The organism is Pseudonocardia ammonioxydans, from assembly GCF_900115005.1.
Classification (GTDB): Bacteria; Actinomycetota; Actinomycetes; order Mycobacteriales; family Pseudonocardiaceae; genus Pseudonocardia; species Pseudonocardia ammonioxydans.
This window is the reverse complement of sequence record NZ_FOUY01000016.1, coordinates 1-23539: the sequence shown is the minus strand read 5'-3', so window position 1 is coordinate 23539 and position 23539 is coordinate 1. Positions and strand designations below refer to the sequence as shown.

Here is a 23539-nt window from a genome sequence, read left to right as displayed (position 1 = left end):
CGAGCGGGCTCGCCTCAGCGGCGGTCGTCCACGGCGGCGACCTCCGGCGAGGCGGTGTCCAGCGGCACCTCGTCGGGCTGCACCAGTCCGAGGTGCACCCGCTGGCGGGGCAGCACCCGGTCCAGCAGCCACTCGACGCCGGTCCGGATCCGGTTGCCCGGCATCGCCATCAGGTGGTATCCGCTGGTCACGGCCCGGGCGGGCGGCCCGGCGAGCGGCACGTGCAGCGGGTTGGCGGCCGCGTCGCGCCCGCCGAGGTCGACCACGAAGCCCAGGTCCCGGTGCCGGTACGGCGACCGGGTCCCGTGCCCGAGCGACGCGGCGACGTTGCGGGCGGCCGTCCGGCCGTGCCGCACCGCGTGCTGGGCGGTCATCGGCGTCGACGAGCCGGGGTTGCCGGGATCGGGCACCGCGGCGGCGTCACCGCAGGCGTACACGTCCTCGTGCCCCTCGACCTGCAGGTACGGGTCGACCACGATCCGTCCGTGCTCGACCGGCAGCCCGAGGTCGGTGACCAGCGGGTCCGGCCGCACCCCGACGCACCAGATCAACGAGCGGGTCGGCAGCGACTCGCCGGTGCTCAGCCGTACCCCCTCCGCGGTCGCCTCGGCGACCGAGGTGCCGGTGCGGAGCTCCACCCCGCGCCGGCGCAGCACCCGGGTCGCGGTCCGGGACAGCCGTTCGTCCAGCTCGGGCAGCACCCGCGGCTTCACGTCGAGCAGCAGCCAGCGGATCGGCTGCCCCTCCAACTCGGGGTGGTCCCGGGCCACCTGCTCGGTCAGCAACGCGCCCTGCGCGGCGACCTCGGTGCCGGTGTAGCCGGCGCCCACCACGACGAACGTGCACCGCGCGGCGCGCTCGACGGGGTCCTCGGTGTCGACGGCCATCTCGAGCTGGCCCAGGATGTGGTCGCGCAGGTACAGCGCCTCGGGCATGCCCCGGAAGCCGTGCGCGTGCTCGGCGATGCCCGGCACCGGCAGCAGCTTGTTCACGCTCCCGATCGCCACGACCAGCCGGTCGTACCCGAGCTCGTGCTCACCGCCCTCGGGGTCGGTGTAGCAGACGGTGTGGCCGTCGAGGTCGACCTCGCGGACCTGGCCGAGCTTCACGCGCACCCCGCGCAGCGACGCGGCCAGCGGGACCGTGATCCGGCGCGGGTCGAGCACGCCGGAGGACACCTGCGGCAGCAGCGGCAGGTAGAGGAAGTAGTCGGTGGAGTTCACCAGCACGATGTCGGCCTTGCCGCGCAGCCGGCGGGAGAGCGTGCGTGCGGCGTGGAATCCGGCGAACCCGCCGCCGAGCACGACGATGCGTGGGGTTGGTGTGGACACGTCGGGCACCTCCAGGGGTCTCCGCTCGCCTACCCACCCGCCCACCCGCCCACGCCACCCGTGAGTGGTTATCGTGGCTCCAACCGCGATAACCACTCACGGGCCGTCAGGCGTCGTAGTCGACGGTCACGGTCCCGGACACCGGCCGCGTCTGGCAGGTCAGCACGAAGCCGGCCTCGACCTCGTCGTCCTCCAGTGCGAAGTTGCGTCGCATGTCGACCTCGCCGGCGGTCACCCGCGCCCGGCACGTCCCGCAGACCCCGCCCTTGCAGGCGAACGGCAGATCACCGCGGACCCGCTGGGCGGCGTCCAGCACGGACTCCTCCCGGGGCAGCGACAGCGTGGTCGACCGTCCGTTGAGGACGACGGTGACCTCGGCGTCACCGGCCCGGGCCACCCGCTCGTCGGGGCGGACGAGCTCCGGCGGCGGCTCGTCGACGTAGAACAGCTCGCGGTGCACCCGCCTGCGCCCGACACCGAGCTCCCCGAGCACGGTGACGGCGTCCTCGGTCATCCCGAGCGGCCCGCACAGCCACCACTCGTCGACGCCGTCGACGTCCACCAGGGCTGTCAGCAGCGTGCGCAGCCGGTCGGCGTCGAGCCGGCCGTTGACGATCTCGGCCTCGGTGGGCTCACGGGACAGCACGTGCAGCAGGTGCAGCCGCGGGCCGTGGGCGTTCTTGAGGTCGGCGATCTCCTCGGTGAACATCACCGTGTCGCTGCGGCGGTTGCCGTAGATCAGCGTGACGCGGGTGTCGTCGTGCGCCGCGAGCAGCGACGCCGCGATCGACAGCACCGGGGTGATGCCCGAGCCCGCCGCCACCAGCCCGTGGTGCGTGCCGGCGGCGAGGTCCGGGGTGAACCCCCCGGCCGGTGGGCCGACCTCGACGATGTCGCCCGGCGCGGCCTCGTCGACCAGCCACGCCGAGAACAGCCCGCCGTCGACCCGGCGCACCCCCACCCGCGGGGCGCTCCCGGCCGGCGAGCAGATCGAGTACGACCGCCGCTCCTCGCCGTCGGCGGTCCGCATGCGCAGGGTCAGGTACTGGCCTGGGCGGAACGTGTAGTGCTCGCGCAGGTCGTCCGGGACGTCGAACGTGACCGCGACCGCGTCGTCGCACAGACGGTCCACCTCGGACACGACGAGCCGGTGGAAGCCGGCCGGGAGGGGCTCCGGGGCCGCCAGGAGCGCGCCACCGGTGGAATTCGCACGCACCCTCAGACCTCCTTGTCCGTCGGGTCGATCCGAGGGTGCGCTGCGCTCCTCGCTCGCGGGGTCCGGCTGCTCCTCGCTCGCTGGAGCTCGCTGTGATGCTCGCGCACCCTCAGATCTCCTTCATGTGCTCGAAGGGTTCCCGGCACGCCGTGCACCGGCGCAGCGCCGTGCAGGCGGTCGGGCCGAAGCGGGAGAACTCCTCGGTGGCCGGCGACCCGCACTGCGGGCAGCGCACCACGGTCGAGGGGGCCTCGAGGGTGAGCGGGACCGGCCCGTCGACCTGCGCGGGCGCGCGGCCCGGCGGGGCGACACCGGCCTCGGCGAGCCTGCGCCGCCCGGCCTCGCTGATCCAGTCGGTGCTCCACGCGGGGGACAGGACGGTGCGCACCTCGACCGGCCCGTACCCGGCACCGGTGAGGGCACGGGTGATGTCCGCACGCATCTCCTCGATCGCCGGGCAGCCGGAGTACGTCGGCGTGATCGTCACCGTCACCCCGCCGTCCTGTTCGGACACCGAGCGGATCACGCCGAGGTCGTCCAGGGTGAGCATCGGCATCTCGGGGTCGACGACCTGCGCGACGACGCCGCGGGCACCGAGGTCGAGACCGGTCACCATGTCGCCCCCGGGTGCTTGCGGGCGAGGCTCTGCATCACCAGCACTGCGTGCTCGAGCTTCTCGGTGTGCACGCCCTGGCGCCCGCCGAGGCCGCCGATGGTGCCCATGCCGGGGGCCTCCGGGCGGGTCAGCGTGGCGCGGTCGAGCACCCGGTCGAGCACCTCGTCGACCTCGGCACGCGTACCGGCCGGGTCGACGGCCACACCGGCCGCGACCAGGCGTCGTTCCTCGTCACTGGTGCGGAACAGCTCCTCGAGGAACGGCCACACCCACTCCAGCGCGTCCTGCATCCGCGCCCGTGACTCCGCGGTGCCGTCGCCCAGGCGCAGCGTCCAGCGGGCCGCGTGGTCGCGGTGGTAGGTGACCTCCTTGACCCCCTTCGCGGCGACCGCGGCGATCACCGGGTCGGCGGAGTCGCGCAGCGGGTGCAGCAGCGCGATCCGCCACGTGGAGAACACCAGCAGCCGGGCGATCGCGCGGGCGAAGTCGAGGTCGTCGGACGGCTCGGCGAGCGCGACGTTGCGCAGCTCGCCGACCTCGCGCCAGTAGGCCAGCGCGTCCTCGTCGCGGGCCGTGCCGCCGGGGACGAGACCCTCGACGTGGCCGGCCCGGGCCAGCAGCACCCGGGCCTGGCCGAGCAGGTCGAGCGCGGTGTTGGCCAGCGCGACCTCCTCCTCGAGTTCGGGCGCGTGCGAGACCCACTCGGTGAGCCGGTGGCTGTAGACCAGCGCGTCGTCGCCGAGCATCAGGCAGTACGCGGCCAGGTCGGCCGGGTCGGCGCCGTCGGGTACGGGGGCCGTCAGGTCGGCCTCCATGTCCTCGAAGCCGGAGCCGAACGCCCAGCGCGGGTCGTCGTGGTCGACGCTGCCGGCGAGGGACTGGTACGCGTTGGTGGCGTCCTCGTCCTGCACGTGGGCGCTCACAGGTGGGGCACCTCCTCCGGGATCGCGTAGAAGGTCGGGTGCCGGTAGACCTTGTCCGCGCTCGGGGCGAAGAACGGGTCCTTCTCGTCCGGGCTCGACGCGGCGATGGCGTCGGCGCGCACCACCCAGATCGAGACGCCCTCGTTGCGGCGGGTGTAGACGTCGCGGGCGTTGTGCAGCGCCATCTCGTCGTCGGCGGCGTGCAGCGAGCCGACGTGGACGTGGTTGAGCCCGCGCTTGCCGCGCACGAACACCTCGTAGAGCGGCCAGGTCCGGCGGGCCGGCTTCGTGTCGGCGCCGGTCTCGACCCCCGCGGTGGGCACGGCTCCGTGCCCACCCTCCGGGGTCACGTCCTGCGGGTTCATGTCCTGCCCACTCATGCCCCGGCCTCCGCTCGTGCCGCCTGCTTGTCCGCGTACGCCCGGGCCGCCTCGCGCACCCAGGCCCCGTTCTCGTGGGCGCGGCGCCGGTGCGCCAGCCGCTGCCGGTTCGCCGGGCCGGCCCCGGAGATCACCGCCTTGAACTCCGACCAGTCGGGTTCGCCGAAGTCGTAGGCGCCGCGCTCGTCGTTCCACCGCAGGTCCGGGTCGGGCAGCGTGACCCCGAGGGCCTCGGCCTGCGGGACGGTCATGTCCACGAACCGCTGGCGCAGCTCGTCGTTCGTGTGGCGCTTGATGCCCCACTCCATCGACTGGCGGGTGTTGGGGGAGTCGCCGTCGGCCGGCCCGAACATCATCAGCGACGGCCACCACCACCGGTTCGTGGACTCCTGCACCATCTCCCGCTGCGCCTCGGTGCCGTTCGCCAGCGCCAGCAGCGACTCGTAGCCCTGCCGCTGGTGGAACGACTCCTCCTTGCAGATCCGGATCATCGCGCGGGCGTAGGGACCGTAGGAGCACCGGCACAGCGGGACCTGGTTGCAGATCGCCGCGCCGTCGACCAGCCAGCCGATGACGCCGATGTCGGCCCACGACAGCGTGGGGTAGTTGAAGATCGACGAATACTTCTGCCGCGAGTCGATCAGCTTCTCGGTGAGCTCCTCGCGGTCCACCCCGAGCGTCTCCGCCGCCGCGTAGAGGTACATGCCGTGCCCGGCCTCGTCCTGCACCTTCGCGAGAAGGATCGCCTTGCGCCGCAACGACGGGGCCCGCAGCAGCCAGTTGCCCTCCGGCTGCATCCCGATGATCTCGGAGTGCGCGTGCTGGGCGATCTGGCGGATCAGACTCTTCCGGTACGCCTCGGGCATCCAGTCCCGCGGCTCGATCCGCTGGTCCGCCGCGATCGTCGCGTCGAAGCGTTCCTCCAGCTCCGCCGGGGATGGCGCGGTGCTCGTCACTGGACACCTCCGTACCGAATGTTCGTTCGGCTACGAGTGTGGCTCACCGCCGCGGCCCGCGCAACCCCACACCGAATGTCACGCAGATGCTCGAGCCACGACCCCTGCGTGGCATTCGGCAGGTCCCGCTGCTGGACGGCTCGGCGAATGTCACGCAGGTGCTCGTCGTCCGACATTGGCGTGGCGCTGGGTGAGTTCGTGAGCGACGTGGCCGGCGACCCGGGGCGGATGGTGGATGGTGTCCTCGGCGGACGGGCGCAGGATGTGCCAGCCCCGGGCCGTCAGGAACTGTTGGCGGGCGAGGTCCACGCGGGCCTGCCGGGGATCGCGGTGGTGTGCGCCGTCGTACTCGATGCCGAGGAGTACGTCGGGGTAGGCCAGGTCGAGCCGGTACTCGCCGACCGGGAACTGGAGCACGGGTGCGGGTAGCCCGCCGTCGTGCAGCGCGAGGCGTACTCGGGTCTCCATCGGCGACTCGGCGAGCGGGTCGGCCAGTGCGACCAGCTCGGGAAGCCGACGGACACCCCGGGCGAGGGGATGGTCGTGGACGAGTTCGAGGACCTGCACGGGAGCGAACCCGCCGACCCGTGCGAGGGCGTCCAGCGCGATGATCGCCTCGATCCGTCCCTCGCGGGTCGCGAGATCGAACGCGGTGCGCAGCGGCGAGAGGGTGCGTACCGTCCGGCCGGCGACGTAGCGGCGCCGACGTCCGGGGATCGGGATGCGGACGCCGCTGCGGATCTCGTGGGGGAGTGCGCGTGCCCGGTGGACGACGAGTCCCGGTTGGGCCCGCCGGTTCCCGACGCCGATGAGCACCTCCGCCGGGACGCCGGCGGGCGCACAGGCGGCCCCGAGCATCTCCGCGGCCGACCAGCCGGCGAGGGCGCCGGCACCGACGTCCAGCGGGCCGGTGCGCGAGTCGCTGGTGGCGTGCACCGCCAGTGCCGCCGCCTCGCACCACAGCAGGTAGGTCAGCTCGACCTCGGCGTGGAGGTAGACGTCCTGGAACAGGCGGCGGAACCGCGCGCCGCGCAGTGCTCCCTTGCTGATCTCACCCGCGGCGATCGCGTGCGTCCCGCGGAACGGTCGTCCGAGTTCCATGCGTCCTTGGACGATGCCCGGCTCCGCCCGGTTCCCTCTGATGTCGGGTGTCACCTGAGTGCACGCATCACTGCACTCGGGTGACACTCGGTCGCTCAGGGGGCGGGGACGATCCCGGCGAAGGCGGCGCGGACCACGTCCTCGGGCAGCGAGGCGGTGCCGGGACGGTTCGGGCGGTACCACTCGACGATCGAGTTCACCAGGCCCGAGAGCAGCCGGGCGGCCAGGGCCGGGTCGATGTCGGCGCGGACCTCCCCGGCGTCGACGGCGTCGCGCACCAGGGCCGTGATCGCCGCGTCGAACGAGCGCCGGCGCTCCAGCGCCCACCGCTCGGTCTCGGTATTGCCGCGCACCCGCAGCAGCAGGGTCACGTACGGCAGCTCGGTCATGAGGACCCGCACCTGCTCGGCGAGGATCACGTGCAGCCGTTGCGCCGGGCTCCCGTCGCGGGCGGCAGGCAGGTCGAGCACCCCGAACAGCCCGTCCACCGCGCGTTCGAGGGCGGCCCGCAGCAGGGCCTCCTTGCCGGCGAAGTGGTGGTAGAACGACGACTTCGTGATCCCCGCGGCGCGCGAGAGGTCCTCCATCGAGGTCGCGTCGTAGCCACGGGTGATGAACTCGCCGACCGCGGTCTCGAGCAGCTGCTCGCGTCCGCCGCTGGGGCGGCGCGCCCGCTTCGCCGGTGCCTGGCTCACGCGTCCTCCTCGCCGGTGCCGGCCGGCGGCGTCCGGTGCGGTGCCGCGGTGCCCGGTGTCGCGGTGCCCGGTGCCGCGGTGCCCGGTGTCGCGAAGCCCGGTGTCGCGGTGCCCGATGGGGAGCTCACTCAGCGGCCCTCGAAGGTCGGCTTCTTCTTGGCGAGGAAGTCCGCGACCGCGCGCTGGTGGTCGGCGGTGGTGGCCAGCCGGGCCTGGGCGTCGGCCTCGTGCTCGAGCACGGCCGGCAGCTCGTTGACCGCGCCGAACCGGATCGCGCTCTTCACCTCGGCGTAGGCGCGGGTCGGCCCGGTCGCCAGCGTCCGGGCGAGCACCAGCGCGGTCTCGAGGACCTGCTCGGCCGGGACGACGTCCCGCACCAGCCCCCAGTTGCGCGCGTCGTCGGCGGTGAACTGCTCGCCGAGCAGCAGCAGCTCGGTCGCCCGCGAGACACCGACCGCGTGCGCCAGGCTCGCCGACAGGCCGGTGTCGGCGGTCAGGCCGATCGCGGTGAACGCCGTGGAGAACTTCAACCCCTCGGCGGCGACGCGCAGGTCGGCGGCCAGCGCCAGCCCCAGCCCGGCGCCGACGCACGGCCCGTTGATCGCGGCGATCACCGGCTTCGGCGCCCCGCTGATCGCCAGGGCCAGCGGGTTGTAGTGCTCGCGGACGGTGTCGAACGCGGTGGCCGCGTCGCGCTCCAGCGCGCTCGCGTGCTCGCCCAGGTCCTGCCCGACGCAGAACGCCTTCCTGGACCCGGTGAGCACCACGGCGCGGACCGACTCGTCCCCGGCCACCTCGGCGATCGCCGGGAGCAGCGCCTCCTTGAGCTCGACGGACAGCGCGTTGTACTTCGCGGACCGGTTCAGCGTGACCACGGCGACGGCGGGGTCGGTGTCGTCGCGGGTGACGAGGACGGCGGGCTCGGGGGAGGTGTCGGCCATCCGGTCACCCTAGCTGCCGACCGAACGATCGGTCTCGGGTCCGCGCCGCGAAGGGCCTCCCCAACGGCCGTCCGGAGTGCTAGCGTCCCCAGCCGAACGAACGGTCGGTTCAGTGAAGAGCGACGACGGAGGCCCTGCCGATGGCGCAGCCGATGACCCTGCTCCGCAGCCACCTCTCCGGTTCCTGGCGGACCGGGACCGGGGACGGGCGCCCGCTGTACGACGCGGTGACCGGGGAGGAGATCGCCCGGACGAGTACCGACGGCCTCGACCTCGGCGGGGCCCTCGAGTACGGCCGCCGCACCGGCGGGCCCGCGCTGCGCGCGCTCACCTTCCACCAGCGTGCGGCGCTGCTCAAGGCGCTCGGCGGACACCTGCGTGAACACCGCGAGGAGCTCTACGCCGTCTCGAAGCGCACCGGGGCGACGCTCGGCGACTCGAAGTTCGACGTCGACGGCGGCATCGGTGTCCTGCTGGCCTATGCCTCGAAGGCCAAGCGCGAGCTGCCCAACGACACGATCCACGTGGAGGGTGACGTCGAGGCGCTGGGCCGGGGCGGGACGTTCCTCGGCCAGCACGTCCTGACCCCGCTGCACGGGGTCGCGGTGCAGGTCAACGCGTTCAACTTCCCGGTGTGGGGGCCGCTGGAGAAGCTCGCCCCGGCGTTCCTCGCCGGCGTGCCCACGCTGATCAAGCCGGCGACGCCGACCGCGTTCCTGACCGCGAAACTGGTCGAGCTGATCGTCGACTCCGGACTGCTGCCGGACGGCGCGGTGCAGTTCGTCGCGGGCGGGCTGGGGGACTGCTTCGAACACCTCACCGGACAGGACCTGGTGTCGTTCACCGGGTCCGCGGCGACCGCGCAGACCCTGCGCAGCCACCCTGCGCTGGTGCGCAATGCGGTGCGCTTCTCCGCCGAGGCGGACTCGCTGAACCTGGCCGCGCTCGGCCCGGACGCCTCGCCCGGGACCGAGGAGTTCGACCTGTTCGTCAAGGCCCTGACCACCGAGATGACGGTCAAAGCCGGGCAGAAGTGCACCGCGATCCGCCGGGCCTTCGTACCCCGCGACCGGGTGGACGCCGTGGTCGAGGCGGCGTCGGAGCGACTGGCGAAGATCGTCGTCGGCGCGCCCGATGCCGAGGGTGTCCGGATGGGTGCGCTGGCGAGCCTCGACCAGCGCGAGGAGGTCCGGCGCAGCGTGAAGGCCCTGCGCGACGCCGGTCGGGTCGTGTTCGGTGACCCCGACCGGGTCGAGGTCGTCGGGGCCGACGCCGACCGCGGCGCGTTCGTCTCGCCGCTGCTGCTGGTCGGCGACCCGGAGCGGGGCGAGCCGCACGAGGTCGAGGCGTTCGGCCCGGTGGCGACGGTGCTGCCCTACGACTCGACCGCGCAACTGATCGACTACGCGGCCCGCGGGCAGGGCAGCCTCGCCGGGTCCGTGGTCAGTGCCGACCCGCAGTTCGTGCGCGAGGTGGTGCTGGGGATCGCCCCGTTCCACGGCCGCGTGCACGTGCTCAACGCCCGCGACGGCGCGGAGTCCACCGGGCACGGCTCGCCGTTGCCCCAGCTCGTGCACGGCGGGCCCGGCCGGGCAGGCGGCGGCGAGGAGATGGGCGGGGTCCGCGGCGTGTTCCACCACATGCAGCGCACCGCGGTCCAGGCCGACCCGGACTCCCTGGCCGCGATCACCGGCCGCTGGGTGGCCGGCGCACGACGCCACGACGACGGCGTGCACCCGTTCCGCAAGCACCTCGAGCAGCTGCGCCCCGGGGACTGCCTGGTCGCCGGCCCGCGCCGGGTCAGCCAGGCCGACGTGGAGCATTTCGCCGAGTTCACCGGGGACACGTTCTACGCGCACATGGACGACGAGGCGGCCGCGGCGAACCCGCTGTTCGGGCAGCGGGTCGCGCACGGCTACCTGGTCGTGTCGCTGGCGGCGGGGTTGTTCGTCGACCCCGACCCGGGGCCGGTGCTGGCGAACTTCGGCGTCGACGGGCTGCGGTTCCTCACCCCGGTCCGGTTCGACGACGAGCTCACCGTGACCCTGACCTGCAAGCAGATCACCCCGCGCGAGTCCGCCGGCTACGGCGAGGTCCGCTGGGACGCCGACGTCACCCGGCAGGACGGCGAGTCCGTCGCCCGCTACGACGTCCTCACCCTCGTGGCGAAGCAGGACCCGGAGGCGGCACGGTGACCATCGCGACGAAGCGCCCGGGCCAGGCGCCGCCGGCCGAGCTCCTGGACCCGGCCGAGCGGATGTCGGTCGACGAGCTCCGGGCGCTGCAGCTGAGCCGTCTGCAGTGGACGTTGCGGCACGCCTACGACAACGTCCCGCACTACCGCGCCCGGTTCGACGCGCACGGCGTGCACCCGGACGACTGCCGCGAGCTCCGCGACATCGCGAGGTTCCCGACGACGACCAAGGCCGACCTGCGCGAGACCTACCCGTTCGGCATGTTCGCGGTGCCGCGGGAGCGGATCGCGCGGATCCACGCGTCGTCCGGGACGACCGGGCGGCCCACGGTCGTCGGGTACACCGCGGGCGACATCGACAACTGGGCGACGCTGGTGGCCCGCTCGATCCGGGCGGCGGGCGGGCGGCCCGGGCACCGGGTGCACGTCGCCTACGGGTACGGGCTGTTCACCGGCGGTCTGGGTGCGCACTACGGCGTGGAGAAGCTCGGCGCGACGGCGATCCCCGTCTCCGGCGGCATGACCCCGCGGCAGGTGCAGCTGATCACCGACTTCGAACCCGAGGTGATCATGCTGACGCCGAGCTACATGCTCACCCTGCTCGACGAGTTCGACCGGCAGGGGATCGACCCGCGCGCGACGTCGCTGCGGATCGGCATCTTCGGCGCGGAGCCGTGGACCGAGCGGATGCGGGCCGAGATCGAGGAGCGCACCGGCATCCACGCGGTCGACATCTACGGCCTGTCCGAGGTGATGGGGCCGGGGGTCTCGCAGGAGTGCGTGGAGACCAAGGACGGCCTGCACATCTGGGAGGACCACTTCCTGCCCGAGGTCGTCGATCCCCTCGACGGTGATCCGCTGCCGGACGGGGAGGAGGGCGAGCTGCTGTTCACCAGCCTCACCAAGGAGGGGCTGCCGATCATCCGCTACCGCACCCGGGACCTGACGACGCTGCTCCCGGGCACCGCCCGGCCGCAGATGCGGCGAATGGCCAAGATCACCGGCCGGTCCGACGACATGATCATCCTGCGCGGGGTGAACCTCTTCCCGACCCAGATCGAGGAGATCGTGCTGCGCACCCCGGGCTGCGCGCCGCACTTCCAGCTCGAGCTGTCGACCGAGCAGCGGATGGACGTGCTGTCGGTGCGGGTCGAGGCGCGGCACGACACCCCCGCCGAGCGGCGCGAGGCGGCCGCGGCGGAGCTCGTGCGGGCGGTGAAGGAGACCATCGGGGTGACCGTGACCTGCTCGCTCGTCGACCCGGACACCCTGGAGCGGTCGGTCGGCAAGCTGCAGCGGCTGGTGGACCGGCGCCGGTCCTGACGTCCGGACCCCCCTGGGGCAGGACTGGGCATTCGCCCGGGGCACGCGCCGGGACGATCGTGTGCACTACCGGGCGACCACGGGAGGGGTTGCACGGGGCATGAGTACGGAGCCGCGCTTCGAGCGCCCGCCGCGCGCCCTGCCGGGGCCGCGGCAGGTGCTGCGTGATCTGGGGCCGCAGTACGCGGCCAACGGCCTGATCGGGCTGATCTTCGCGGCGACCGGGCCGATCGCCGTCATCCTGGCCGCCGGTGTCCAGGGTGGACTCGGCGGCCGGGAGCTGGCGTCCTGGCTGTTCGGGGTGTTCTTCGCCAACGGCCTGCTCACGGTGCTGATGTGCTGGGTCTACCGGCAGCCGCTGGGGTTCTTCTGGACGATCCCCGGCACCGTCCTGGTCGGACAGGCGCTGGGCCACCTGAGCCTGGCCGAGGTCGTCGGCGCCTACCTCGTGACCGGCCTGCTGATGCTGGTGCTGGGCCTGTCCGGCTGGATCCGGACGGCCATGGCCGCCGTCCCGATGCCGATCGTGATGGCGATGGTGGCCGGGGTCTTCCTCGGGTTCGGCACCGGGCTGGTCGACTCGGTCACCGACGACGGCGCCGTGGCCGTCCCGATGATCGCGGTGTTCGTGCTGCTCGCCGCCTGGCCCGCCGCGGGACGGCGGCTCCCGCCGGTGCTCGGGGCGCTGCTGGCCGGGGTGGCCGCGGTGCTGCTGACCGGCAGCCGCGGTGCCGGCGGCGGCGACCTGAGCGGCTGGGTCGCGGCCCCGCTGCTCGTCACCCCGGCCTGGTCGTGGCAGGCGATGGTGGAGCTCGTGCTGCCGCTGGCGATCACCGTGCTGGTCGTCCAGAACGGGCAGGGCGTGGGTGTGCTGCGCGCGGTGGGGCACCGGGCCCCGGTGAACGTGGTGACCGCGGCCTGCGGGCTGTGGTCGATCCTCGTGGCCGGGGTGGGCGCGGTGTCGACCTGCCTGACCGGTCCGACGAACGCGCTGCTCACCGCGTTTGGCACCCGGGAACGCCAGTACACCGCCGGCATCGTGTGCGGGATCCTGGCGATGGTCTTCGGGCTGTTCGCCCCGGTGGTGGTGCGGCTGATGCTGGCCGCGCCGCCGGCGTTCCTCGCGACCCTCGGCGGACTCGCGATGCTCAAGGTGCTGCAGTCGGCGTTCGTGGCGGCGTTCGGTGCCCGCGTCACGCTCTCGGCGCTGGTGACGTTCGTGGTCACCGTCTCCGGGATGACCGCGTTCAACATCGGCGCCCCGTTCTGGGGGCTGGTCGCCGGCGTGGCGACGGCGTGGCTGCTCGAGCGCGACGACCTGAGGCGCGACCGCCTCGAGAACGGTGACAGCGAGAACGACAGGGCGGCGGCGTCCGGCTCCCAGCGCGATCCCGACCCCGAGGCCGGCGCGGTGGACTCAGCCCCCCGGTGACGGCGCGGGCAGCGTCGTCCAGGCCGGGTACTTCGCGGGCCGGCCGTCCCCGGACGAGTGGCCGCGCAGCCGTCGTCCCACCCAGGGCAGGACGTGCGTGCGGTAGTACGCCAGCTCGGCCGTCACCCCGCGCCGCACCTCCGTCGCGGCGCCCAGCGCCGGCAGCGCGCCACGGACGCCGAGCGCGTCCAGCACCAGCCCCGCCGTGCGCATGTGCCCGGGCGCGGCCAGGTGCAGGCGGTCCTCCGACCAGTAGCCGGGGCGGCGGATCTCGGTGTCGCCGAAGACGTCCACCAGCGTCAGACGGTGCCGGTCGGCGAGGTCGCGCACCATCGCCGTCAGCGCGGCGGCCCGGCGGTTCACCACCCGGCCCAGGGGCAGGCCCCCCGACGGGTCCGCGCCGCTGATCAGCACCAGCCGCACGCCCGCGTCGGCGCACCGGCGTACCGCGTGCGCGGTCAGCTCGCCGAGCCGGGCGAGGTCGGTGCGCGGGCGCAGCATGTCGTTCCCGCCGCCGTTCAGCGTGATCATCGTCGGGGCCGGGTCGAGGGCGAGCGCGGCGTCGAGCTGGTCGGTGACGACGTCGGCGAGCAGCTTCCCGCGCACGGCCAGGTTGGCGTAGTGGATCGGCTCGCCCGCCGCCCCGGCCAACCCGCCGGCGACCCGGTCCGCCCAGCCGCGGGGCACCCCCGCGGCGTCCTCGTCGCCGACCCCCTCGGTGAAGCTGTCCCCGATCGCCACGTACCGCACGGGCCCCATGATCCGCCCCGCGCCGCCGGTGACGGGGAGCGGGGGAGGTGAGCCCTGTTACCCTGGGCCCGTGCGCGGCCAGATCATTATCCGGCGCGCCGGCTGAACCCAGGTCGCCGGCGCGCGCACCGTGCTGCCGCCCGGACCTGGCCGGATCCCTCGCCGTCCGCGATCGCAGGAGATCCGATGACCACGCTCGCCACCGCCCACCCGGCCACGCCGGCCACACCCGGCTCGACCTGCCACCACGTCACCCTGCTCGTCACCGGCGGGGACGACGGGCTGATGAAGGTCCTGACCACCCTGCGCTCCCGCCGCTACGCGGTGCGCGAGCTGCGCGCCGACCTGTCCGGTGAGGTCGGACGGCTCGACCTCGCCGTCGAGCCGGACGGCCGTGACCCGCAGCTGCTGGTGGAGCAGCTGCGGCGGGTGGTCGCGGTCGTCCGGGCCGAGCGCGGCTGACGCCGGCCGCCTATTCGCGCGGGGTGAGCCGGGCGTTCGGCAGGGGCGGGGCGGGCAGCGTCGCGTCCCAGGCCTGCGGGAAGGGACCGAACCGCCCGTCGGCCGCCCCGCCGGCGGCACGCTCGGCCTGCCACTGCTCCCGGTAGCCGGCGATCTCCTCGTGGGAGGCGCCGATGAAGTTCCACCACATGACGATCCGCTCGCCCAGCGGCTCCCCGCCGAGCAGCAGCAGCCGGGCCCCGGCCTCGCCGGCCCGCACCTGGAGGCTGCCCGGGCCGGGCGGGAGGTAGAGCAGCTCGCCGGAGACCGCGGTCGTCGCGTGCACGGTGACCGACCCGGTGTCGACCAGTACCCCGTGCTCGAAGCCCGCGTCGACCGGCAGCGTCAGCCGGGCGCCCTCGGGCAGCACGATCTCCGCGCCCAGCAGTGGCGACCAGGTCGGGACCGGCGAGGTCGCGCCGGCCAGCGATCCCAGGAACACCCGCACCGCGCAGCCGTCGACCTCCGCCCGGGGCGGCGCGTAGTGCTCGAACGCCGGGTCGATCCCGCGGTGCGCCGACGGCAGCACCGCCCACAGCTGCACGCCGTGCAGCACGTCGGTGTCCGGGGTGGAGAACTCCGAGTGCGCGATCCCGTGGCCGGCGGTCATCAGGTTGAGCTCGCCGGGGCGCACGACGGCGTGCGCGCCCGTGGTGTCGCGGTGCTCGATCTCGCCCTCGAACAGCCACGACACCGTCTGCAGGCCGGTGTGCGGGTGGCCGGGGACGTTCATGCCGCCGGTGTCGGCGACCCGGTTCGGGCCGTAGTGGTCGACGAAGCACCAGGCCCCGATCAGGGACCGGGCGCGTCGCGGCAGCGTCCGGCGGACGGTCATCGCCCGCGGTCCGCCGAGCGGCACGTCGCGCGGCTGCACCAGCTCGACGGCGGCGCGGTCACCGCCGCAGACGAGCTCCTCGGGGGCGACCTCGACGTTGCTCACGTCCGTCCCCCGGCCACGGCCCGGCCCTCGGCGTCGCGCACCGGCACCGGGTGCCGGGACAGGATCGAGATCCGGTTGTAGGAGTTGATGGTGATCGCCGCCCAGATCAGCATCGACGTCTCGTCGTCGGTGAGGCCCGTGCGCACGGCGGCGTACTGCTCGTCGTCAAGGTGCGGGCCGGCCGCCGGCGAGGTCACGGCCTCGGCGATCGCCAGGGCGGCGCGCTCGCGGTCGTCGTAGAGCTGCGAGTCGCGCCAGGCGGGCAGCAGCGCCAGCTTCTGCGGGGTCAGCCCGGCCGCCGTGCCGGCGCGCCAGTGCGCGTCCAGGCAGTTCTCGCACCCGTTGATCTGCGAGGCCCGCATGTTCACGAGCTCGATCAGTGCGCGGTCCAGCCCGGCCGCGGTGGCCTGCTCGCGCACGACCTTCACCACCCGGTTCATCGCCGAGTAGACGTCCGGGGACTGCTGGTCGATGCGGACGCGGGCGCTCATCGCAGTGCCTGCTCGACGGTGGCGATCGCGTCCGGGGTCACCCGGTCCACGGCGTCGGCGACGTCGTCGTGCGAGCCGACCCACCTGCGCACGTACGGGCACACCGGCACGATCCGCAGCCCGGCGTCGCGGGTGGCGGTCAGTGCGCCGCGCACCAGGGTGCTCGCGAGCCCGCGCCCGCCGTAGGCGTCGTCGATCTCGGTGTGGTGGAAGATCCGCCGGTCGCCGTCGTCGACGTAGGCGGCCAGCCCGACCCGGGGGCCGCCGAGGGCGATCTCGAAGCGGCTCCGTCCGGGCTCGTGGGTGACCACGGGCTCCTCGTTGTCCGACATGCCCGGTCCAACCCGTCTCGCGGACGTGTTGTTCCGGTCCGGTGGGCCGTCACCCGGCGGTGCGGGGGCCGAGCCGCGGTGGGCAGCCGTCGGTCGACACCTCGCGCAGCGCGTTCTCGAGCACCTCGGTCAGCGCCGGGTGGATCCAGTGCTGGACCTCGGTCAGCCGCCGGGCGTCCACGCCCAGCGCCATGGCCTGCACCAGCTGCTGGACCAGCGTGGGCGCCTGCGGGCCGAGCAGGTGCGCGCCCAGCAGCGTCCCGTCCGGGGCGGTGATGACCTTGCAGAAGCCGCGCTCGTCCTCCATCGCCCAGCCGTAGGCGACATCGGCGTAGTCGTGCAGGCCGACCCGGTGGTCCAGGCCCTCGTCGCGGCACTGCTGCTCGGTGCGGCCGACGGTGCCGATCTGCGGGACCGTGAAGACCCCGGCGGGGATCAGCTCGTGGCCGAACGTGCGCAGGTCGCCGGGGTGGGCGAGGTTGTGCCGGACGATGTCGGCCTCGTGGTTGGCGACGTGCTTGAGCGGGTGTGCGCTCGCGATGTCGCCGAGCGCCCAGACGCCGTCGGCGCTGGTCCGGCCGTGGGCGTCGACCTGCACCCGGCCGTCGTCGTGGGTCTCGACGCCGCCCCGGTCGAGATCCATGCGGTCGCTGTTGGGGGTCCGGCCCGCCGCGACGAGCAACCGGTCGGCGCGGATCTCCGTGCCGTCGTCGAGCTGCAGCCGGACGTCCCCGGCCGAGCCCGTCACCGTCTCCACCGATCGTCCGGTGTGGATGGTGAAGCGTTCCCGCGCCGCGTCGGTGAACCGCTCGACGATCGTCTCGTCCATGCTGCCGAGCAGGGTGTCGGCGGCCTCCACGATGGTGACCTCACAGCCCAGGCCGCCGAAGACGTGTGCGAACTCGGCGGCGATGTAACCGCCGCCGATGACGGCGAGGTGGCGGGGCAGCTCGTCGATCCGCATGATCGTGTCCGAGGTGTCGAACGGGACACCGGAGTCCGCGACCGGTGGCGGCACCACCGGGCGGCCGCCGTCGGCGAGCACGATCCGGTCCGCGGTGAACGCGGCCGTCCCGCCGTCGTGCAGGTCGACGGCGAGCGCCCGCGGGCCGGTGAACCGGGCGTACCCGTCGTGCACGGTGCCGTGCTCGCGGCGGTGCTCGCGGCCCGAGTCGCCGATCGGGTCGAACCGGCCGAACACGCGGTCGCGGATGTCGGCCCAGCGGATCCGGTCGATCCGGGCGTCGACGCCGAACCGGGTGGCCGAGCGCACCGTCTCGGCGACCTCGGCGGTGTAGGCGAGCATCTTCGTCGGGATGCAGCCGACGTTGAGGCAGGTGCCGCCGAAGCGGGTGGCCTCGACGTGCACCACGTCCAGGTCGGCGAACTGCTCGTCGACGACGGTGTTGCCGGAGCCGGTGCCGATGACGGCCAGATCGTGATGGACCACGTGACGAGGCTAGGAGGGACGGGCGGGTCCTGCTCGTCGGCGGAGCCCTGCGGCAGCCCTCTCGATCCGGCGCGACAGAATGGCTGTGGCGACCAGCGTCCCGAGCCGTTGATCGTCCTGTCGAGCTGGTCCGCGGTGCCGCATCCCTGCACGCCGCGGTGCACGTGGTCCGGGCCGTGCCGAGAAGACGAGCCCAGGGACTTCTCGAACGTGGGGGAGGTCGTCATCCCGGTCGATGTGCCGAGCAACGGTCGGGTCACGCGGGGAGGTCGCGCACTGGCCGTCGTCTCCCTGCTGGCCGCCACGTTGTTCTGGTCGGGCAACTACATCGTCGGCGCCGAGGCGGTCCGGACGGTCGACCCGCTCAGCCTGGTCTGGCTGCGATGGGTGGTCGCGCTGATCCCGCTGGTGGTCGTGGCGCACCTGGCGGAACGTCCGGACTGGCGCCGGTTGTGGTCGGCCTGGCCCCGACTCCTGCTGCTCGCGGCGTCCGGGTTGCTCGCCTACAGCCTCTTCCTCTACGCCGCGCTGGAGTACACGAGCGCGTTCAACGCCTCGCTGATCAACGCGTTCAACCCGGCACTCATCGCGGTCGCGGCGGCGATCGTGCTGCGGGAGAGGCTGACCCCGATCGCGGTGGTCGGTGTACTGGTCGCGTTGGTGGGGGTGCTCGTCGTCATCTGTGACGGGGACCTGTCGGCCCTGCTGGGCACCGCTTTCGGGACGGGCGACCTACTCATGATCGGGGCCGTCATCGCCTGGACGGTCTACACGTTGGCGGGTCGCCGGACCGCCGGCCTTCCGCCGATCGCCTCGACCGCGGCGCAAGCTGTGCTGTCGGTCGTCGTGCTCGCACCGGTGGTCTGGTCGGTCGGTGGGCCGACGCTGCCCGACGGCCCGGGGCCGCTGGGGTCGTTGCTGTTCATCGCCGTGTTCCCGTCGGTCCTGTCGTACCTGCTGTGGAACCGTGCGCTGCGTGTCCTGCCGGCCGGGAGTGCCGGGGTGTACCTCAACCTCATCACCGTGTTCACCGCGATGTTCACGGTCCTCACCGGTCAGCCGTACTCCGCTGCGCAGGTCGTCGGCGGAATGATCGTGATCGTCGGGGTCGTGGGTACCTCCGGCGTCAAGCGTCGGGCGGCCCCGGGTGCAGGTTCGTGAGGCGGGCGAACCGTCCCGGAATGCTCCGCGTCGGCGACGACCGGCAGTTACGACGACGGTGACGACACCGCCAGGGACCGAGGAGTGCCCCGGCCACCTGCTGGGGGTTCCGTCGAAGCGCGACAGGCGAGTATTTAATTAAACATCCGGCACGACTGCCTGCTCACTCGACACGAACAAGCCTGCTATCTGGGCTTTAACGCTCTGCCTGACGGTTGGGTTACGACCTACGTTGACAGACCGTATACATATCTCTTACCGTCTCGCCTGCTTCGAGCGTCAGCAGGCAGATCCGGTGCTGTGCGGACCACGTCGTCCAGGGCAGCACCGGCGAGGAAAGAGAGAGTGCATGCGGCAACCCACGGCAATCGTCTGCGGCGGCGGGATCGGCGGCACCACGGCCGCGCTGGCGCTGCGCCGGGCCGGCCTGGCCGTGACCCTGGTCGAGCAGGCGCCCGAGATCAAGGAGATCGGCACCGGCCTGCAGCTCGGACCGAACGCGGTACGGGCACTGTTCGACCTGGGCCTCGAACCGGAGCTCCGGGCGCTCTCGCCGGTCACCCAGGAGATCATCCGGCGGCGTTGGGACGGCGGCGTCCTCAACCGGACCACGCTCGGTGCGTCCGCCGAGCAGCGCTACGGAGCGCCGTACCTGCAGGTGCACCGGGCGGACCTGCTCGACCTGTTGCTGCAGGCTGCGGTCGGCGCGACCGGTGCGGGCACCCCGATCGAGGTCGTGACGGCCGCCCGCGTCACCGCGATCGAGGATGTCGACGACGTCGCACCGGTCGCCGTCACCGCCGGTGGCGTGCGGTTCCGGGGTGACCTGCTGGTCGGTGCGGACGGCGTGAGGTCACTGGTGCGCGAGGCGATCGGGTGCACCGTCCCGATCGTCAACTCGGGGGACATGTGCTTCCGGGCGCTCATCGACGGTGCCCGCGTCCGGGAGAACGACGACCTGCGGTTCCTCACCGAGCAGCAGGCTGCCCACTTCTGGTTCGGCGAGGACAAGCACCTCGTCGCCTACCCGATCCGGCACGGCGACGCCGTCAACATCGTGGGCGTGGTGCCGGAGGACGCCGAGGTCGCGTCCGCCGGGCAGCGACCGAGCTCGACCGCCGAGATGGTCGAATCCTACCGCGGCTGGGACCCCCGGCTCACCGCGCTCCTCGGTACCCCGGCCCTCGGTGATGTCAGCCTGTGGACCCTGCAGCGGCAGGATCCGCACGAGACCTGGACCCGTGGCGCCGTCGCGCTGGTCGGCGATGCGTGCCACGCCATGCTGCCCTACGTCTCGCAGGGGGCGTCCCAGGCGATCGAGGACGCCGTCGTCCTGGCCGAGGAGATCGGCACGGTGGAGATCGGCGGCGCGGAGCACGGTGCCCCGGCCGCGGCGCTGGCGCGCTACGCCGCGCGGCGGGCCCCGGACGCGCACCGGGTGCAGCGGGAGGCACACGTCAGCCGCGATCTCTACCACCTGCCCGACGGCCCGGATCAGCAGAGCCGGGACCAGCGCTGGCACGAGGCCTCCGGCGAGCCGGCGGGCCCGATCGACCGGATCTACACCGGGACCAGCCGGAGGACCGGCGCCGTCGCCTGAACCGGCACGCACACCCAGCAGGACTGAGGAGATCCCGGGCCCTGGGGCCGGGATCGCCCCCGAACCGAGGACGAGGCTGCAATGACGCAGGGTCACACCACATCACCGACATCACCGACCCCCCGGCGGACACCCTCGTACAGGACGTTGTGGTTCGTCCTGTTCGGCGGCTGGCTGTTCGCCTATGCCGACCGGGCGATCACCGGCCCGGTCGTGACCTGGATGATCGACAATGACATCGACTTCATGGGCGCGGCCCAGAACCCGCACGCGCTCGGCGGGCTCATCGGCAGCCTGTTCTTCGCGGGATACATGCTCACCCAGCTGCCCAGCGGACGCCTGGGCGACCGGTACGGGCACGCGACGCTGCTCTCGGTCTGCTTCGTGTGGGCCGGCCTGGCGACGATCGTCAGCGGACTGATCACCGGTCTGATCACCTTCGTCGCCCTGCGGGTCATCACCGGCCTGGGCGAGGGCGCGTTCTACTCGAACGACCGAGCGCTGATCGTCGCCCACACCCCGGCGCGACTGCGGAGCCTCGGCCTCGGCGTGGCCATCACCGGCCTGGCGTTCGGGCTCACCGTCGCCAACATCTTCGCGGCACCGTTGCTCAACTTCGGCGTCAGCATGCTCGGCAAGGACGACGCCTGGCGGATGCCGTTCCTGGTCTTCGGTGGGCTGACCCTGGCGTTCTCGGTCGTCATGTGGTGGTTCATGCGCCGGCTCGCCGGGCCGATCCGCCCCGGGCCTCCGCTGCGGAACCTGATGGCGGTCTCGGCCGTGTTCTGCGTGCTGATCATGGCGCTGTTCTGGCTGTGTGACAGCGTGGGCCTTCCCGAGTGGGCCTCGGCGACGATGCAGGTCGTGCTCGCCGCGTGCATCGTGCTGGTGATGCGGCGCCGCGGGTCCCTCGGCGCAGCGGTGTCGCTCAAGGACCGCGACACCACCCTGATCTACGTCGCGGCCATCGCGATCCTGTGGAGCATCTGGCTGTTCGGTTACTGGTCGGTGGCCATCGTCTCCTCGGCCGCGCACTCCTCGCTGACCACCGCCGGTCTGATCGCCGCGTTCAACGCCGGCGCGGGCATCATCGGTTTCCCGGTCGGTGGCTGGTTGTCGGACAAGGCGTCCCGGTACCGGATGGGCCGGCGCAACTACCTGATCGTCGCGACCGTCGTCCAGGGTGTCCTGGTCCTGCTCTTCGGGATCTACCTGCAGTTCACCGAGATGCCGTCGCTGTGGGTCATGGGTGTCCTGATGTTCTGCACCGGGCTGTTCCTGAACGCGGTGCAGCCGATGTCCCAGGCGCTCACCGCCGACCTCGTCGGCCCGGAGGAGCGCGGCTCCGCATTCGGCATGTGGAACCTGATCGCCGAGGTCGGTGCGCTGGCCAGCCCGGTGTTCAGCGGCGTGGTCCGGGACGCCACCGGCAGCTGGTCGGCGGCGATCTACCTCGACGCTGCACTGGTCATCGGTAGCGCCCTGCTCTACTTCGGTGTCCGCCGTTCCGGCCCGGTGGCCGACGGGGCGACGACCGCGACCGGAGCGGCCTGATGACGAGTGAGACGACGGGCACGACCTACGACCGCGCCGGGTTCGGCCGCGCCGTGCGGCGCGGCCGGCGTCCCGCGGTGCTCGTCGTGGACTTCAGCTACGGGTTCACCGATCCCGGGTACCCGACCGGCGCCGACATGAGCGGCCCGGTCCGGGCCACTCGGCGCCTGCTCGACACGGCCCGTGCCGCAGGACTGCCGAGGGCGTTCACCACCATCGCCTACGGCCCCGGCGAGGCCCGCACACTGACCTGGCTGGACAAGGCCACCGGGATGGCGGCGCTCACCGCGGGCAGCAGGCTCGTCGAGATCGACTCCGCACTGGACCCGCGTCCGGACGAGCCGGTCTTCGTCAAACACGGTGCGTCGGCGTTCTTCGGTACCCCCGTCGCGTCCTATCTGGTCGCGTCGGGCGCCGACACCCTGGTGGTGACCGGCGCGACGACCAGCGGCTGCGTGCGGGCCAGCGTCGTCGACGCGGTCCAACTCGGTTTCCCGGTCCTGGTCCCGCGGGAGGCCGTCGCCGACCGGGCACCAGAGCCGCACGAGGCCAACCTGTTCGACATCCAGCAGAAGTACGGCGACGTCGTCGAGATCGACGACGCGCTGACCTACCTGGCCGCACCCGGCCGAGAAGGTGATCGATGATGACCGTGGACGAGATCCGGGCACAGCGCCGGACCGTCGACACCAACGGACTGCGGCACAGCGTCCTGGACTACGGCGCCGGGGCCGCCGCCGCGCGGGACCTGCTCGTGCTCCCCGGGATCACCACCCCGGCGGTCTGCGCCGACTTCCTGGCCACCCGGCTGACCGCACTCGGGTTCCGCGTGGTGGTCCCGGACGTCCGGGGCCGGGGGGAGAGCGACCGGGCGGCCCCCGGCGGCTACCGCCTCGTCGACTACGCCGCCGACGTCGCCGGGCTCGTCGACGTGCTCGACCTGCGCGCCCCACTGGTCCTCGGCCACTCGATGGGTGCCCGGATCGCGGCCGCCTACGCCGTCCATCACGCACCCGACGACCACGGGCCGCTGGTGCTGGTCGACCCGCCTACGTCCGGCCCCGGCCGCGCGCCGTACCCGACGACCCGCGAGGCGTTCCTCGACCAGCTGCGGGCGGCGCAGGCCGGGACCACCGCCGACGGTGTCGCCGCGTTCTATCCCGGCTGGCCCCGCCGTGAGCTCGAGCTGCGCGCCCGCCACCTCGCCACCTGTGACGAGACCGCCGTCGTCGAGACCCATCGGGGTTTCGAGACCGAGGACTTCTTCCGCTACTGGACCGAGCTGCGCGGCACCGTGCTGCTCGTGCACGGGGCCGACAGTCCCGTCGTCCCGCCGGACGCCGTCGACGAGCTGCGCGGCAGTCGCCCCGACATCCCCGTGGTCCCGGTCACCGGCGCCGGGCACATGGTGCCGTGGGACGAGCTCGACCAGTTCCTCGACCTTCTCACCCCGCACCTGCTCACCTATCGCGAGAACCAGGAGTGACCGCCATGGACCAGAACCTGTTCAACGACATCTGCCTGCAGCAGCTGACGCTGTCGGGGGTGCACGAGGGTGAGACCGTCGTGGTGCTGACCCGGGGTGGGGAACGTGGCGAGTACGCGGACGCGTTCCTGTGGGCGATCCAGCGCCTGGGCGCGACCGGGTATCA

At 73.0% G+C, this 23539-nt stretch carries 25 protein-coding genes; 10 read left to right on the top strand and 15 right to left on the bottom strand.

Annotation, left to right across the window (positions count from 1 at the left end):
- Nucleotides 1–14: 14 nt before the first annotated feature.
- The 10 genes from BM093_RS16545 to BM093_RS16505 all read right to left on the bottom strand — a co-directional run bounded on the left by BM093_RS16545 (nt 15) and on the right by BM093_RS16505 (nt 8159).
- Nucleotides 15–1331, bottom strand: a complete 1317-nt coding sequence (locus BM093_RS16545; protein WP_093344367.1) for an NAD(P)/FAD-dependent oxidoreductase — start codon at nt 1329–1331, stop codon at nt 15–17.
- Between the two features lie 106 nt (nt 1332–1437).
- Complete coding sequence (gene paaE, locus BM093_RS16540) at nt 1438–2547, bottom strand: 1,2-phenylacetyl-CoA epoxidase subunit PaaE (RefSeq protein ID WP_245773569.1); 1110 nt, start codon at nt 2545–2547, stop codon at nt 1438–1440.
- A gap of 109 nt (nt 2548–2656) precedes the next feature.
- Nucleotides 2657–3163 (bottom strand): 1,2-phenylacetyl-CoA epoxidase subunit PaaD, encoded by a 507-nt coding sequence (paaD, locus tag BM093_RS16535; protein ID WP_093344076.1) that lies wholly within the window; start codon nt 3161–3163, stop codon nt 2657–2659.
- Nucleotides 3157–4086 carry a 1,2-phenylacetyl-CoA epoxidase subunit PaaC gene (gene paaC, locus BM093_RS16530; protein ID WP_093344074.1) on the bottom strand — a complete coding sequence of 310 codons (930 nt, stop codon included), beginning with the start codon at nt 4084–4086 and terminating at the stop codon, nt 3157–3159. Before paaC ends, paaD begins: the two co-directional genes overlap by 7 nt.
- Complete coding sequence (gene paaB, locus BM093_RS16525; protein WP_245773568.1) at nt 4083–4466, bottom strand: 1,2-phenylacetyl-CoA epoxidase subunit PaaB; 384 nt, start codon at nt 4464–4466, stop codon at nt 4083–4085. Before paaB ends, paaC begins: the two co-directional genes overlap by 4 nt.
- On the bottom strand, nt 4463–5422 hold the full coding sequence (gene paaA / locus BM093_RS16520; protein WP_093344070.1) for a 1,2-phenylacetyl-CoA epoxidase subunit PaaA: 960 nt from the start codon (nt 5420–5422) through the stop codon (nt 4463–4465). The genes paaB and paaA overlap by 4 nt, the downstream gene beginning before the upstream one ends.
- Before the next feature lie 150 nt (nt 5423–5572).
- A complete protein-coding gene (locus BM093_RS16515; RefSeq protein ID WP_093344068.1) occupies nt 5573–6523 on the bottom strand; it encodes an endonuclease domain-containing protein in 951 nt (316 codons plus the stop codon).
- A 95-nt stretch (nt 6524–6618) separates the two neighbouring features.
- On the bottom strand, nt 6619–7218 hold the full coding sequence (locus BM093_RS16510; RefSeq protein WP_093344066.1) for a TetR/AcrR family transcriptional regulator: 600 nt from the start codon (nt 7216–7218) through the stop codon (nt 6619–6621).
- On the bottom strand, nt 7215–7346 hold the full coding sequence (locus tag BM093_RS37935; protein WP_281248712.1) for a hypothetical protein: 132 nt from the start codon (nt 7344–7346) through the stop codon (nt 7215–7217). The genes BM093_RS16510 and BM093_RS37935 overlap by 4 nt, the downstream gene beginning before the upstream one ends.
- On the bottom strand, nt 7347–8159 hold the full coding sequence (locus BM093_RS16505; RefSeq protein WP_093344063.1) for an enoyl-CoA hydratase/isomerase family protein: 813 nt from the start codon (nt 8157–8159) through the stop codon (nt 7347–7349).
- A 152-nt stretch (nt 8160–8311) separates the two neighbouring features.
- Between BM093_RS16505 and paaZ the strand changes: the two genes are divergently transcribed.
- The 3 genes from paaZ (at nt 8312) to BM093_RS16490 (ending at nt 13108) form a co-directional block, all read left to right on the top strand.
- The gene (gene paaZ, locus BM093_RS16500) at nt 8312–10354 is read left to right on the top strand and encodes a phenylacetic acid degradation bifunctional protein PaaZ (protein ID WP_093344363.1); all 2043 of its coding nucleotides are present in this window, start codon (nt 8312–8314) and stop codon (nt 10352–10354) included.
- A gap of 62 nt (nt 10355–10416) precedes the next feature.
- Complete coding sequence (gene paaK / locus BM093_RS16495) at nt 10417–11676, top strand: phenylacetate--CoA ligase PaaK (protein ID WP_245773585.1); 1260 nt, start codon at nt 10417–10419, stop codon at nt 11674–11676.
- Nucleotides 11677–11776: 100 nt separating this feature from the next.
- Nucleotides 11777–13108 carry a benzoate/H(+) symporter BenE family transporter gene (locus BM093_RS16490; RefSeq protein ID WP_093344059.1) on the top strand — a complete coding sequence of 444 codons (1332 nt, stop codon included), beginning with the start codon at nt 11777–11779 and terminating at the stop codon, nt 13106–13108.
- On the opposite strand, the gene BM093_RS16485 is transcribed toward BM093_RS16490, so the two are convergent.
- The gene (locus BM093_RS16485; protein ID WP_093344056.1) at nt 13094–13858 is read right to left on the bottom strand and encodes an SGNH/GDSL hydrolase family protein; all 765 of its coding nucleotides are present in this window, start codon (nt 13856–13858) and stop codon (nt 13094–13096) included. The two genes, BM093_RS16490 and BM093_RS16485, sit on opposite strands and share 15 nt — an antisense overlap.
- A gap of 186 nt (nt 13859–14044) precedes the next feature.
- Here BM093_RS16485 and BM093_RS16480 point away from each other — a divergent pair, with 186 nt between their 5' ends.
- On the top strand, nt 14045–14320 hold the full coding sequence (locus BM093_RS16480) for an ACT domain-containing protein (RefSeq protein WP_093344054.1): 276 nt from the start codon (nt 14045–14047) through the stop codon (nt 14318–14320).
- Between the two features lie 10 nt (nt 14321–14330).
- On the opposite strand, the gene BM093_RS16475 is transcribed toward BM093_RS16480, so the two are convergent.
- The 4 genes from BM093_RS16475 to BM093_RS16460 are packed head-to-tail and all read right to left on the bottom strand — an operon-like array spanning nt 14331 to nt 17572.
- The gene (locus BM093_RS16475; RefSeq protein ID WP_093344052.1) at nt 14331–15299 is read right to left on the bottom strand and encodes a pirin family protein; all 969 of its coding nucleotides are present in this window, start codon (nt 15297–15299) and stop codon (nt 14331–14333) included.
- Entirely contained in the window at nt 15296–15790 is a 495-nt protein-coding gene (locus BM093_RS16470) for a carboxymuconolactone decarboxylase family protein (protein WP_093344050.1), read from the bottom strand. The genes BM093_RS16475 and BM093_RS16470 overlap by 4 nt, the downstream gene beginning before the upstream one ends.
- On the bottom strand, nt 15787–16122 hold the full coding sequence (locus tag BM093_RS16465) for a GNAT family N-acetyltransferase (protein ID WP_093344048.1): 336 nt from the start codon (nt 16120–16122) through the stop codon (nt 15787–15789). Before BM093_RS16465 ends, BM093_RS16470 begins: the two co-directional genes overlap by 4 nt.
- A gap of 49 nt (nt 16123–16171) precedes the next feature.
- A complete protein-coding gene (locus BM093_RS16460) occupies nt 16172–17572 on the bottom strand; it encodes a mycothione reductase (RefSeq protein WP_093344046.1) in 1401 nt (466 codons plus the stop codon).
- A 210-nt stretch (nt 17573–17782) separates the two neighbouring features.
- On the opposite strand from BM093_RS16460, the gene BM093_RS16455 reads away from it, so the two are divergent.
- From BM093_RS16455 to BM093_RS37340, 6 genes are all read left to right on the top strand, one after another.
- Nucleotides 17783–18733, top strand: a complete 951-nt coding sequence (locus BM093_RS16455; RefSeq protein WP_218162799.1) for a DMT family transporter — start codon at nt 17783–17785, stop codon at nt 18731–18733.
- A 349-nt stretch (nt 18734–19082) separates the two neighbouring features.
- A complete protein-coding gene (locus BM093_RS16450; protein WP_093344040.1) occupies nt 19083–20333 on the top strand; it encodes an FAD-dependent monooxygenase in 1251 nt (416 codons plus the stop codon).
- Between the two features lie 147 nt (nt 20334–20480).
- Nucleotides 20481–21887, top strand: a complete 1407-nt coding sequence (locus BM093_RS16445; RefSeq protein WP_245773567.1) for an MFS transporter — start codon at nt 20481–20483, stop codon at nt 21885–21887.
- Nucleotides 21887–22534 carry an isochorismatase family protein gene (locus BM093_RS16440; RefSeq protein ID WP_093344035.1) on the top strand — a complete coding sequence of 216 codons (648 nt, stop codon included), beginning with the start codon at nt 21887–21889 and terminating at the stop codon, nt 22532–22534. The genes BM093_RS16445 and BM093_RS16440 overlap by 1 nt, the downstream gene beginning before the upstream one ends.
- The gene (locus BM093_RS16435; protein ID WP_218162798.1) at nt 22531–23373 is read left to right on the top strand and encodes an alpha/beta fold hydrolase; all 843 of its coding nucleotides are present in this window, start codon (nt 22531–22533) and stop codon (nt 23371–23373) included. Before BM093_RS16440 ends, BM093_RS16435 begins: the two co-directional genes overlap by 4 nt.
- A 5-nt stretch (nt 23374–23378) precedes the next feature.
- Nucleotides 23379–23539, top strand: a 161-nt coding sequence (locus BM093_RS37340; RefSeq protein ID WP_483880038.1) for a 2,5-dihydroxypyridine 5,6-dioxygenase NicX family protein, incomplete at its 3' end; no start/stop codon positions are given.